This is a genomic window from Pandoraea soli (assembly GCF_902459595.1).
GTDB lineage: Bacteria > Pseudomonadota > Gammaproteobacteria > Burkholderiales > Burkholderiaceae > Pandoraea > Pandoraea cepalis.
In genome coordinates this window covers 169,871-181,840 of record NZ_CABPSG010000002.1, presented here as the reverse complement: position 1 = coordinate 181,840, position 11,970 = coordinate 169,871, and the positions used below count along the sequence as shown (strand labels likewise).

Sequence of the window (11,970 nt, the reverse complement as noted above, 5' to 3'; positions counted from 1 at the left end):
AGAGTGTGCAATGCATGAACGCGGAAAGATCTGAATTCTAGCATAGGCAGCGAGGGCGATTGCCGCAGCGCAACAGAAGCCCGCCGCATAAGGTTGAATTACCCGACCCATTGGTCGGATTATCAAAACTCGGCGAGCGATGGGCGTATGGTGCAACGCCATATCGCGATAACTGTGGCATGACGCGACACGCGAGATACCTCGCCATGTCACGCCAGTATTCATGCGGGTTGCGAGCCCACGGGCGTCACCCGCCCTTCCCCGATGAATGGCGCGGCATCCATCAGGAAAATGATGGATGTCGCGTCAAAAGTCGTCCGAGTATTCGTCGGCACCCCACACGATTTTGCTGATAACGGTACGCGAGAACCCGCGCGAGGCAAGAAAACGCATCTGCTTGGCGCGCGCCTCGGGCGTCGTGGCGATCTCGCCGAACTTCTTCTGCCATACGGCGCGGGCGCGGGCGAGTTCCGTTTCGCGCAGTTGTGTCGCGAGGGCCGTTACGGTTTCGGCGTCGACCTGGTGCTGCTTGAGTTCGTTGACGATACGCGTCGTGCCCATGCGCGACGCACGTCGATGCACGACGCTTTGCGCAAATCGTTCATTGGACAGCCAACGCTCCTGCTCAAGACTGTCGAGCAGGCGATCGAGCGCCTCGGGATCGTCGGCATCGGCAAACGGCGCAAGCTTGCGACGCAGCTCGGCTCGGCTGTATTCGCGACGCGCGAGATAAGACATCGCGCGCGCCTTGAGGCTCAGCACGGGTTTGCGCGACGGCTTGACCGCAACGGCGGCGTCACCCGGCGGAGGGGGTGGCGCGTTCGGATCTCGGGGAGGACGGCGAGTGATCATGACGTCATCGTGGTGCCATCAAAGCGGGGGCCGGAAAGCAAAACGGCAACGCGGCGCCGACTGGCTTCGCGTTGCCGCTCCGGAACAGGTGGGAGGTACTCAGGCCTCGTCGTCTGCTTCGATCACGCCGGTCTCGTTGATTGCCGTGACGCCGAGCGATGCGCGCACCTTATTTTCGATCTCGTGGGCGATATCCGGATTTTCGCGCAGGAACTCACGCGCGTTGTCCTTGCCCTGACCGATCTTCTCGCCGTTGTAGCTGTACCAGGCGCCAGCCTTCTCGACGATCTTCGCGTTCACACCCAAATCGATGATTTCGCCTTCGCGCGAAATCCCCTGACCGTAAAGGATGTCGAAAATCGCTTCGCGGAACGGCGGCGACACCTTGTTCTTGACGACCTTGACGCGGGTTTCATTGCCGACGACCTCGTCACCCTTCTTGATCGAGCCGATCCGGCGAATGTCCAGACGCACCGACGAGTAGAACTTCAGTGCGTTACCGCCCGTCGTCGTTTCCGGGTTACCGAACATCACACCGATCTTCATCCGAATCTGGTTGATGAAGATCACCGTGCAGTTCGTGCGCTTGATGGTACCGGTCAGCTTGCGCAGGGCCTGGGACATCAGACGGGCCTGCAGACCCGGCAGCGAATCGCCCATTTCCCCTTCGATTTCGGCCTTCGGCACCAACGCCGCCACCGAGTCGATGACGATGAGGTCGATCGAACCCGAGCGCACCAGTGCGTCGGCGATTTCGAGGGCCTGTTCGCCCGTATCCGGCTGCGAAATCAGCAGTTCCGGCACCGAAACGCCCAGTTTGTTGGCGTACCCGACATCGAGGGCGTGCTCGGCGTCGATAAACGCGCAGGTGCCACCGACCTTCTGCATTTCCGCCACGACTTGCAGCGTGAGCGTGGTCTTGCCCGACGATTCCGGACCGTAGATTTCGATCACGCGCCCGCGTGGCAAGCCCCCCACGCCCAGCGCGATGTCCAGACCCAGCGAGCCAGTCGAGACGACCTGGATGTCCGCTTCGACCTCGCTGTCGCCCAGACGCATGATCGAGCCCTTGCCGAATTGCTTTTCGATCTGCGCGAGGGCGGCGGCCAGCGCCTTGCCTTTCTCGGCCGACAGATTGGCAGACCCTTTCTTGCTTTCTTCCATGAATCGTCCTTTGATATGATGAGCGAGACGGCTCGGGTGAGGCGTGAATGCCAGTACTGTATAAAAAACCAGTGCTGTTTGCAAGTGCCTGTTGTCCGAAAGCGCCGAAACGACAAAAAAAGCCGCGAACCACGCGCCGCAACATCACAGGAGACACACCGCAGCCGTCAGGCGACGGTGCCTATACGAGCCTATCACGCCCATGCGAATTCTCATCGCAGAGGATGACAGCATTCTGGCCGACGCCCTGACCCGCTCGCTGCGCCAGGGAGGCTATGCCGTCGATCACGTCAAGACGGGGCTCGAAGCCGATTCCGCACTCTGCGCCCAGACGTTCGACCTGCTGATTCTCGACCTCGGCCTGCCCCGCCTGCCCGGTCACGAAGTCCTGCGCCGGTTGCGGGCACGCAATTCTCATCTGCCCGTGCTGATCCTGACCGCATCGGACAGCGTCGACGCCCGCGTCAAGGGGCTCGATCTCGGTGCCGACGACTATATGGCCAAGCCGTTCGCGCTGGCCGAACTCGAAGCGCGCGTGCGGGCGCTGACCCGGCGCGGCGCGGGCGGCGGCTCGACGGTTATCCGTCACGGCCCGCTCAGCTTCGATCAGGTCGGGCGCACCGCCTATATTCATGAGCAGATGCTCGACCTGTCCGCCCGCGAACTCGAATTGCTCGAAGTCCTGCTGTTGCGTACGGGCCGGCTCGTCTCCAAGGAGCAGCTCGTCGACCACCTGTGCGGCTGGGGCGAAGAGGTGAGCAACAACGCCATCGAGGTGTACATGCACCGGCTGCGCAAAAAGATCGAGCCGAGTGGCGTGCGCATCGCCACGATCCGCGGGTTGGGGTATTGTCTGGAGAAGCCGGCCGCCGCGCCTGCCAATGCGGCATAGTCCGTCGAATGCGGCCGCGGCCGTCCCAGCCTCTTTAGCCTTTCCGTCCGATGCGTCTGAGCTTTCGCCACCATCATCGCGCCACGCCTGCGGATCCGGACGCGTCGTTGCATTCGCCCTCATCCCCTGAGGGCGCGCCCTCACGACGTCACACTCCCTCGCCGCCCGACGCCGACGATCCGTTCGACCGGCTCGACCCGTACGCCGATCCGTTCGTACGTCCCGGCTTCGGCGCGCCGCTCGAGCACGAGGCTGAGCCGCCACCGCGCTCGCTCTTCGGCGAAATTCTCGACTGGATGCTCGCGCCGCTGTTGCTGCTTTGGCCGATGAGCATTGCCGTGACGTACCTCGTCGCGAAATCGATTGCCAACGGCCCCTTCGACCGGGCGCTCGAGACCAACGCTTACGTTCTCGCCCAGCAAGTCCATTCGGACCGCGGCCAAGTCACGCTGACGCTGCCCATGCCCGCACGCGATCTGCTGCGCGCCGACGCCACCGACAACGTGTACTTCCAGGTGCTCGGGGCGAAGGGCGAACTCGTCGGTGGCACGCCCGACCTGCCGCTGCCGCACGAAGACGACCGTCCGCAACCGGGCGTCGTACAGTTTCGCGACGAGACCGTGGGCGGCAACGATATCCGCGTGGCGTTCACCTACGTCGACTTGCCGCGCATGATGCCCGCCGGCAGCATGGCGCTCGTGCAAGTTGCGGAGACGCTCGACAAGCGCAGCCAACTGGCGAACGAAATCATCAAGGGCGTGATCCTGCCGCAGTTCGTGATTCTGCCGCTGGCCATCGTGCTCGTGTGGTTCGGCCTGTCGCGCGGCCTCGCGCCTCTGCATGCGTTGCAGGAACACATCCGCGCCCGGCGTCCCGACGATCTGTCGCCCCTCGAAGCGAGCCAGGCGCCGCCGGAGATTGCGCCGCTCGTGGGTTCGCTGAACGATCTGCTCGGTCGGCTGGAGCAGAACATGAAACTCCAACAACGTTTCATCGCCGACGCCGCGCATCAGCTCAAAACGCCGCTCGCGGGGCTGCGCATGCAGGCCGAACTCGCCTTGCGCCAGACCTCTCCCGACGAATTACGCCGTTCACTGTCGCAGATCGCCGTGAGTTCCGAGCAGGCGGCGCGCCTCGTCAACCAGTTGCTGGCGCTGGCCCGCGCGGAGAACAGTGCGAACGACGCCGCCGCTTTCACACCGGTCAACCTCAGCGTGCTTGCCCGGAGCGCCATGCAGGACTGGTTCCAGGCCGCCTTCGCCAAGCGGATCGATCTGGGCTTCGAGGAGCCGCCGTTTTCGGTGCATCTATCGGGGCAGCCGGTGATGCTTCGCGAATTGCTCAACAACCTGATCGATAACGCGATCCGTTATACGCCGCCGGGCGGCAAGGTGACGGTACGTCTGCGCCACGAGGCGTCCGACGGCTTCGTTCATCTCGAAGTCGAAGACACCGGACCGGGCATTCCGGCATCGGAGCGTCCGCGCGTGTTCGAGCGCTTCTATCGCATTCTCGGCAGCGACAGCGACGGCAGCGGACTTGGTCTGGCCATCGTGCGCGAGATCGTGCAGATCCACCGGGGCGACGTAAGCGTGCTCGACCATGTCGACGCGCAGCACCCCGAAGCAACTGGCACGCTCATTCGTGTCACGTTCCCCCTCGCCGACGCGCCTATCGAAAACCCGCATGCGTGACGAATTCACGCGAAATACGTTCAATTTCAGGCCAAAGTCGAGGGTAAGTCCCTAGCAACGTAAGCTTCGAGTCAGTTTGGCGTCAGACGTCGGTAAGGTTGTCCTCCAATAATCAGTGGCAGCGGCCCGGGCACGACCCAGGGGCGTGCTTACATTACAGGAGACAACCGCATGGCTACTACAACGACAGCCACCTCCCATGCGCCGATGACCGCCGAAGAAAGGAAGGTCATCTTCGCGTCGTCGCTGGGCACGGTGTTCGAATGGTACGACTTCTACCTGGCCGGGTCGTTGGCCGTTTTCATCAGCCGGCAGTTCTTCTCGGGGATCAACCCGACGGCCGCTTTCATTTTCACGTTATTGTCATTCGCTGCGGGCTTCGCGGTGCGTCCGTTCGGCGCCATCGTGTTCGGCCGCATCGGAGACCTGGTCGGTCGCAAGTACACGTTCCTCGTGACCATCACGCTGATGGGGCTGTCGACGTTGGTTGTCGGTTTGCTGCCGGGCTACGCGTCGTGGGGGATCGCCGCCCCGGTGATCTTCATCGCCATGCGTTTGTTGCAAGGTCTGGCCCTCGGTGGCGAATACGGTGGTGCCGCCACGTACGTTGCCGAACACGCACCGCATGGCCGTCGCGGTTTCTACACGTCGTGGATTCAGACGACCGCCACGCTGGGTCTCTTCCTCTCGCTGCTGGTGATTCTTGGCACCCGCACGGTGATTGGCGAAGAGGCGTTTGCCAACTGGGGCTGGCGCGTGCCGTTCGTTCTGTCGCTCCTGCTGTTGCTGGTGTCGCTGTGGATCCGCATGCAACTGAGCGAATCGCCGGCGTTCCAGCGCATGAAGGCCGAGGGCAAGGCCTCGAAGGCGCCGCTCAGGGAGTCGTTCGGTGAGTGGAAGAACCTGAAGATCGTGATCCTGGCGCTCGTCGGCCTGACGGCCGGTCAGGCGGTCGTGTGGTACACGGGTCAGTTCTATGCACTGTTCTTCATGACGCAGGTGCTCAAGGTCGACGGCAATACCGCGAACATCATGATCGCGTTGGCCTTGCTCATTGGCAGTCCGTTCTTTGTGTTCTTCGGCGCACTCTCGGACAAGATCGGGCGCAAGCCGATCATCATGGCGGGCTGTCTGATCGCCGCACTGCTGTACTTCCCGATCTTCAAGGCACTCACGCACTACGCCAACCCGGCCCTGGAGGCCGCAACCGCTCGCTCGCCGATCACGGTGATCGCCGATCCGAACGAGTGCTCGTTCCAGTTCAACCCGGTGGGCACGTCGAAGTTCACGAGTTCGTGCGACATCGCCAAGAGCTACCTGTCGCGTTCCGGCCTGAACTATGAGAACCAAGCGGCGCCGGCGGGCACGATGACCACGGTGAAGATCGGCGACAAGGTGATTTCGTCGGTCGATGGCAAGGCGGCGGATGCGAAGGAAAAGACCGCCGCGTTCGAGGCGGACATGTCCGGTACGCTCAAGGCCGACGGGTATCCGCCGAAGGCTGACTCGGCGCAGATGAACAAGCCGATGGTCGTGGTGCTGCTCACGATTCTGGTGATCTTCGTGACGATGGTGTACGGGCCGATTGCCGCGATGTTGGTGGAAATGTTCCCGACGCGCATTCGCTACACGTCGATGTCGCTGCCGTATCACATCGGTAACGGCTGGTTCGGCGGCTTCCTGCCGGCCACGGCGTTCGCGATCGTGGCCGCCAAGGGCGACATTTACTCCGGCCTGTGGTACCCGATCATCATCGCCCTGGCGACCTTTGTGATCGGCATGCTCTTCATCAAGGAAACCAAGGACGTCGATATCTACGCCAACGATTGATGGGGTGACCTGCCCGACAGGTTGAAACGGATCGACAACGCCGCGGCCTTCGGGTCTCGGCGTTGTCGTTTCTGGAACCCGGGGCGGCGAGGCGGGATGAGCGGCGGTGACCATTATTCGCGTCACCCAGAAAAAATATGTTGACAGCCCATGGGGGCTTACCTATACTCTTTCTTCTACGGCGAATTAGCTCAGTTGGTTAGAGCGACGGAATCATAATCCGCAGGTCCGGGGTTCGAGTCCCTGATTCGCCACCAAATTTAAAACGGCTCCCAGCGATGGGAGCCGTTTTTTTTGGCGGTTGCACAAAAGCGCTGCTGGCGTTTCGCAGCCTACGCCAAAGGGCACAAACGTCAGTTACCCGCCGGCGTCAGTCAAAGTCGAACATCTCGAACAGCGACTTCTTCTTGCGTGGCCGGTCGTACTCGCGACTTCGGTCATCGTCCCCACGAGATCTATCGCGATGTGCATGATCGCGCCGAGGCGCTTGGGAGGCGCGACGACTCCCTTGATCATCGCCGTCGTGCACCGCAGGTGCCGACCTCGCCCCACCACCCTCCGTCCGCTCGATCAGCTTGTCCAGCTCCCCACGATCGAGCCACACACCACGACAGCTCGGGCAATAATCGATCTCCACTCCCTGACGCTCCGCCATCAGCAAATCCGGGGTACCGCATACAGGACATTTCATCGTTTCGCTCCATCACGTAAATGAGACAACGCCCTCAATGTATCGGCTGTCGCACCACGGAAAAACCTGCTTTTCCGTTCATCCACGTTCGTAAAAACCGAAGCGTCCAGACAAAAAAAGCGGCGGCGGTGGTGACCGCCGCCGCCTCACTTACGCTTTCGTTACCGCACCGCTTAGTGGAGCACGCGCCCCTGCTCTGCCTTACGGCGCGCCTTGGCACGACGCGTCAACATGTTCAGCCCCTCCACGAAGGCCGAGAATGCCATCGCCGCGTAGATGTAACCCTTCGGGATATGTGACCCGAAGCCTTCCGCGATCAACGTCATGCCGATCACGAGCAGGAAGCCCAGCGCCAGCATCACGACCGTCGGATTCGCCTCGATGAATCGCGAGAGCGGCCCCGCCATGAACAACATTGCCGTCACAGCGGCAATCACCGCAACGAACATGATCGGGATGTGCTCGGTCATGCCCACGGCCGTCACGATGCTGTCGATCGAGAACACGAGGTCCAGCATCAGGATCTGAACCACGGCGGCACGCGCGGTGATCGTCGCCATCGTTCCCGCCGTCGATGCGCCCTCGCCATGTTCAACATCGTCCGTGGCCGACGCCACATGCTGATGCATCTCCTTCGTCGCCTTCCACACGAGGAACAGGCCACCGGAGATCAGAATCAGATCGCGCCACGAAAAGCCGTGACCGAACATCTCGAAGAGCGGTGTCGTCAGCTTGGCGATCCATGCCACCGTACCCAGCAGCGCCAGACGCATGACCAGCGCCAGACCGATGCCCATACGCTGCGCGCGCGCACGCATCGACAACGGCAATTTGTTGGTCAGGATGGAGATGAAGATCAGGTTGTCGATGCCAAGCACGACTTCCATGACCACCAACGTGACAAGTGCCGCCCATACCGCCGGGTCAACCGCCAAAGCAAGAAGATAGTCCATATGTGCGCCAGAGATTCCCTAGGGTTATCGGAACATTCGCCACCAGTCGACAGCGGCCATGCCCCTTCGTTATCCCCCACCTAACGCGAGGCGCGGGTCCAGGACAGCATCATCCCCGAACTCATGTTTCGCAAAAACCAGTTATATACTTCAAAATAGTTCGGTTTTTCCGAAGCCTATTGGATATGTTGAACTACCGTCATCTTTACTATTTTTGGGTCGTCGTCAAGGAAGGGGGCTTTGCTCGCGCGGCGGAGCGTCTCGACATGGCCGTGCAGACGATCAGCGCCCAGGTGCGCGAGCTCGAGAAATCACTCGGCCACCAGTTGCTCAAGCCCGCCGGACGCGGTGTCGCAATGACCGACCCCGGGCAGGCGGCGTTTCGACGCGCAGAAGAGATCTTTCGCCTCGGCCAGTCGATCCCCGACGATGTCCGCGAGGCCGCCAGCGGCCGTGTGGCCAGGCTCGCCATCGGACTGGCCGACGGTATCTCCAAACTGGCCGCGCACGCGATTCTCGCGCCGGTGCTCGACACGCCCTCTCTGCGGCTCGTCTGCCATGAAGGTGAGCACGAGCAGTTGCTCGCCGAACTTGCGCTGCACAAGCTCGACCTCGTGCTCGCGAGCCAGCCCGCCCCGTATAACCCTACGCTGCGACTCTCGAGCGAACGTCTGGTCGCGTCGCCGGTCGACTGGTATGGGCCGGCATCGCTGGTACGCCAGACCGCGCGAGACGCGTTTCCTCAATGCCTGGCCGACCTCCCCGTCGTGCTGCCAACCGGTCACTCGGCGCTGCGTGCCCGGCTCGATCAATGGTTTGAGGCACGGAGCATTCGCCCGAATATCGTCGGTGAATTCGAAGACAGCGCGCTCATGGCCGTCTTCGCCACCCGCGGCATGGGCGTCTTTCCACTGAGCGAGGCGGGCGCGGGCGACGTCTCGCTGCTGCGCGGCCTGCGCTGGCTGGGCCGCCCCGCCGACGTCTTCGAGGACATCCACGCCATTCGCTCGCGACGTGGCGAAGGCCATCCGCTCGTGGCGCAAATCATCCGTGAAATCGGCCCGATGGCCGGTTCTGCTATAAAAACGACTGGCGAGCCGTCTCCGTCTGCGCCGCCGTCATCTGCGAGGAAACCTCATGTCGAGTCGTAGCGATCAGCGCAAGTTCTTCCACCTCATGCTGTTCGTCGTAACGATCGTGTTCGGGTGGATTCTGTTTCCGCTATTCGGCGCCATCTTCTGGGGGGCGATTCTCGCCGTGCTGTTCCAGCCAGTGCAGCGCCGCATCCTCACCCGTCTGCGCGGTCGGCCGAATCTGGCCGCCCTTGCCACGCTGGCGCTGATCCTGGTCATCGTGATCCTGCCGCTCACCCTCGTCATCGGCATGCTGACCCAGGAAATCAGCACGGCACTCGTTCGCTTCCGAACCGATCTTCCGCAACTCACGGTAGCCTTCCAGCAATTGCTCGACCGGATGCCCGCGAGTGTCCATCGGGTAATGGATCTGGCCGGTGTACAGGACGTCAACGCGATCCAGCAAAAGCTAGGCGACGGCGCCGCGCAAATCGGCCGCCTGGTCGCGGTCTATCTGGTGAGCATCGGTCAGAACACGGCGCAACTGCTCGTGAGCTTCGGCGTAATGCTCTACCTGCTGTTCTTTCTGCTGCGCGACGGTACGGTGCTCGGCGCGATGGTCCGACGCGCCCTGCCGCTCGAAGAACGTCACAAAACCCAACTGATCCGCCAGTTCACCACGGTCGTGCGCGCCACCGTCAAGGGCAACATCGCCGTCGCCGTGGTGCAAGGCGTGCTCGGCGGCTTCATCTTCGCAGTGCTCGGCATCCAGGGCTACGTGCTCGCCGCCGTGGTGATGGCCTTCCTGTCGCTACTGCCCGCCGTGGGCGCGGCCGTCGTGTGGGTGCCCGTGGGGACCTGGCTGTTGCTCTCCGGGGAAGTCTGGAAAGGCGTGGTGCTGTTTGCGTTCTGCGGCACCATCGTGAGCCTGGTCGACAACGTGCTGCGTCCGATTCTCGTGGGCAAGGACACGAAGCTGCCCGACTGGGTCGTGCTGATCGCCACCCTCGGCGGGATGTCGCTCTTCGGCCTGACGGGCTTCGTGATCGGACCGCTCATCGCCGCTCTGTTCATCTCGAGCTGGAATATCTACACGCGCCTGCGCGACGACGACAACGATCAGGCCGACGCCGGGTGATATCCGTGGGCATCCATCGGCACTGCCGCCCGCGCTTCCTGTACGAGGCTAGCGAGATCGGACCCGACCTGCGCCATCAGCCCATCCCAGTCGCCGCGCGGCGACTGGCGATAAAGCGTGAGCGACCGATACCAGTCGCTGTCCCGACGCGATAACTGCCAGCGCCAGTCCGGCGTGAAGCCAACGAGTCCCCACACCGGTTTGCCCAGCGCTCCGGCCAAGTGCAGCGCCGCCGTGTCCACCGCGATCACGAGATCCATCTGCGCCATGACGGCCGCCGTCTCGGCAAAATCGCTGAGCTTCGCGCCGATGTCATGCACATTGGCATACCGGGCCAGTTCGGCGCGCTCGTCGTCGGTCACATCGACCTGCAACGCGTAGAAATGCGCGTCGGCGCCGAAGACCGGCGCCCAATGCGCAAGCGCCACGTCGCGATGCGGCGGAAACGGCCCGGTGCGCCACACGAAGCCCACCCGCATCGCGCCTTCCGGCGGCTTGCCCAGCATCGACCGCCAGATCATTTCCCGCCCTGCGCTCGAGCGCACGTAAGGCAAAGCGGTTGCCACATCGCCCCCCGCTTTCAATAGATGCGGCAGGCTGAGCAGCGGCACCTGCCAGTCGAACGACGGCACCGGCATGTGCTCGGCAAGCACCGTCACCCCGCGCGCGAAGCCGCCCAGCAACGTGACGAGCGGCGCTTGCACCGACAGCACGACGTTCGCCCCCATTTCGACCAGACGCGGCACAAACCGCACGAACTGCAATGTATTGCCCAGGCCCGGTTCGCTATGGACGAACACCGTCTTGCCCGCGAGCGGCGCGCGACCGTCCCAGAGCCGGTCGCTGAAGCGCCGCCGCTGACCGCCTTCCTGCCAGCGCCACTCATAGTCGTGCCAGCCATGCTCGAAGTCGCCCAGTAGCAGATTCGTCTGCGCCCGGTTGGTGCGCGCGCCCGCATGGTCCGGCGCGAGCTTCACCGCCTCGCGCAAGCATTGCAATGCCTCATCGAACGCGTGTCGCTCACGCAGCGCCACGCCCAGGTTCACCAGCGGATCGGGTTGCTGCGGGGCGATGGCGTTGGCCAGCCGGTACGCGTCGATCTCTTCGTCGTAGCGGCCCAGAGCACCGAGCGCGCGGCCACGGTTGAAATGCGCCTGCCACAACGCCGGCGCCTTGGCCGACGTGCGCTCGAACCAGCCGAGCGCACGCGCGTTGTCGCCCGCCTGCGCCCAGGTCAGACCAATGGTGTGCATCGTGCCGATGACGTCCGGCGACTGCTGCACCGTGGCATCGAACAGCGCCTCGGCACGCATCTGACGCCCCGCCTGCAGGCTGGCCATCGCGGCGTCGAAACTCGCCTGCGCGCCCGGTTGCGGCACGAGCGCGATCAGGCGGTCGAAGGCGTCGGCAGCCGACTCGAAGGCGTTGGTGCGCAACGAGACGTAGGCGAGGCCCTCGAGGGCCGGCAGGAATTCGGGGGATTGTTTCAGTACTTGGCGCAACTCGGCGATCGCCTCGTCGAGCCGGCCGGCGGCACTCAGTTGTCGTGCACGCTCGCAACGCGCGTCTAATGGCGTCGTCATGCGGCGCATCCTTGCTTGTCTTGGAATGAGAGGGAGACGGGCCGGCAAGCCGCACGACAACCGGGGGCGCCTTGCGCCACCGGCCACTGGCGCCGTGGCC

10 protein-coding genes and 1 tRNA gene are annotated in these 11,970 nt (G+C 63.2%); 6 read left to right on the top strand and 5 right to left on the bottom strand.

Annotation, left to right across the window (positions count from 1 at the left end):
• Positions 1 to 306: 306 nt before the first annotated feature.
• Complete coding sequence (gene recX / locus PSO31014_RS04780) at positions 307 to 852, bottom strand: recombination regulator RecX (RefSeq protein WP_150550575.1); 546 nt, start codon at positions 850 to 852, stop codon at positions 307 to 309.
• 99 nt (positions 853 to 951) lie between these two features.
• Positions 952 to 2,016: a recombinase RecA gene (gene recA, locus PSO31014_RS04775; protein ID WP_150550574.1), complete on the bottom strand. Its 1,065-nt coding sequence runs from the start codon at positions 2,014 to 2,016 to the stop codon at positions 952 to 954.
• Between the two features lie 202 nt (positions 2,017 to 2,218).
• Here recA and PSO31014_RS04770 point away from each other — a divergent pair, with 202 nt between their 5' ends.
• The 4 genes from PSO31014_RS04770 to PSO31014_RS04755 all read left to right on the top strand — a co-directional run bounded on the left by PSO31014_RS04770 (position 2,219) and on the right by PSO31014_RS04755 (position 6,689).
• Positions 2,219 to 2,908, top strand: coding sequence for a response regulator transcription factor (locus tag PSO31014_RS04770; RefSeq protein WP_150550573.1), 690 nt, complete (start codon positions 2,219 to 2,221; stop codon positions 2,906 to 2,908).
• 50 nt (positions 2,909 to 2,958) lie between these two features.
• The gene (locus PSO31014_RS04765) at positions 2,959 to 4,602 is read left to right on the top strand and encodes a sensor histidine kinase (RefSeq protein ID WP_150550572.1); all 1,644 of its coding nucleotides are present in this window, start codon (positions 2,959 to 2,961) and stop codon (positions 4,600 to 4,602) included.
• A 171-nt stretch (positions 4,603 to 4,773) separates the two neighbouring features.
• Complete coding sequence (locus PSO31014_RS04760; RefSeq protein ID WP_150550571.1) at positions 4,774 to 6,432, top strand: MFS transporter; 1,659 nt, start codon at positions 4,774 to 4,776, stop codon at positions 6,430 to 6,432.
• A gap of 180 nt (positions 6,433 to 6,612) precedes the next feature.
• Positions 6,613 to 6,689 (top strand) — tRNA-Met (locus tag PSO31014_RS04755).
• 113 nt (positions 6,690 to 6,802) lie between these two features.
• On the opposite strand, the gene PSO31014_RS04750 is transcribed toward PSO31014_RS04755, so the two are convergent.
• Complete coding sequence (locus PSO31014_RS04750; RefSeq protein ID WP_150550570.1) at positions 6,803 to 7,123, bottom strand: TFIIB-type zinc ribbon-containing protein; 321 nt, start codon at positions 7,121 to 7,123, stop codon at positions 6,803 to 6,805.
• Positions 7,124 to 7,296: 173 nt separating this feature from the next.
• Positions 7,297 to 8,076, bottom strand: coding sequence for a TerC family protein (locus PSO31014_RS04745; protein WP_150550569.1), 780 nt, complete (start codon positions 8,074 to 8,076; stop codon positions 7,297 to 7,299).
• A gap of 185 nt (positions 8,077 to 8,261) precedes the next feature.
• Here PSO31014_RS04745 and PSO31014_RS04740 point away from each other — a divergent pair, with 185 nt between their 5' ends.
• Positions 8,262 to 9,227, top strand: a complete 966-nt coding sequence (locus tag PSO31014_RS04740; RefSeq protein ID WP_150550568.1) for a LysR family transcriptional regulator — start codon at positions 8,262 to 8,264, stop codon at positions 9,225 to 9,227.
• Positions 9,214 to 10,287 (top strand): AI-2E family transporter, encoded by a 1,074-nt coding sequence (locus PSO31014_RS04735; protein ID WP_150550567.1) that lies wholly within the window; start codon positions 9,214 to 9,216, stop codon positions 10,285 to 10,287. The genes PSO31014_RS04740 and PSO31014_RS04735 overlap by 14 nt, the downstream gene beginning before the upstream one ends.
• Here the strand turns inward: PSO31014_RS04735 and PSO31014_RS04730 are convergent.
• The gene (locus tag PSO31014_RS04730) at positions 10,269 to 11,870 is read right to left on the bottom strand and encodes a tetratricopeptide repeat protein (protein WP_174976396.1); all 1,602 of its coding nucleotides are present in this window, start codon (positions 11,868 to 11,870) and stop codon (positions 10,269 to 10,271) included. The genes PSO31014_RS04735 and PSO31014_RS04730 overlap by 19 nt on opposite strands.
• Positions 11,871 to 11,970: the final 100 nt, after the last annotated feature.

Excerpts from the sequence above, each read along its gene's own strand:
- recX (WP_150550575.1), bottom strand. The coding sequence starts at position 852 with ATGATCACTCGCCGTCCTCCCCGAGATCCGAACGCGCCACCCCCTCCG.
- recA (WP_150550574.1), bottom strand. The coding sequence starts at position 2,016 with ATGGAAGAAAGCAAGAAAGGGTCTGCCAATCTGTCGGCCGAGAAAGGC.
- PSO31014_RS04770 (WP_150550573.1), top strand. The coding sequence starts at position 2,219 with ATGCGAATTCTCATCGCAGAGGATGACAGCATTCTGGCCGACGCCCTG.
- PSO31014_RS04765 (WP_150550572.1), top strand. The coding sequence starts at position 2,959 with ATGCGTCTGAGCTTTCGCCACCATCATCGCGCCACGCCTGCGGATCCG.
- PSO31014_RS04760 (WP_150550571.1), top strand. The coding sequence starts at position 4,774 with ATGGCTACTACAACGACAGCCACCTCCCATGCGCCGATGACCGCCGAA.
- PSO31014_RS04750 (WP_150550570.1), bottom strand. The coding sequence starts at position 7,123 with ATGAAATGTCCTGTATGCGGTACCCCGGATTTGCTGATGGCGGAGCGT.
- PSO31014_RS04745 (WP_150550569.1), bottom strand. The coding sequence starts at position 8,076 with ATGGACTATCTTCTTGCTTTGGCGGTTGACCCGGCGGTATGGGCGGCA.
- PSO31014_RS04740 (WP_150550568.1), top strand. The coding sequence starts at position 8,262 with ATGTTGAACTACCGTCATCTTTACTATTTTTGGGTCGTCGTCAAGGAA.
- PSO31014_RS04735 (WP_150550567.1), top strand. The coding sequence starts at position 9,214 with ATGTCGAGTCGTAGCGATCAGCGCAAGTTCTTCCACCTCATGCTGTTC.
- PSO31014_RS04730 (WP_174976396.1), bottom strand. The coding sequence starts at position 11,870 with ATGACGACGCCATTAGACGCGCGTTGCGAGCGTGCACGACAACTGAGT.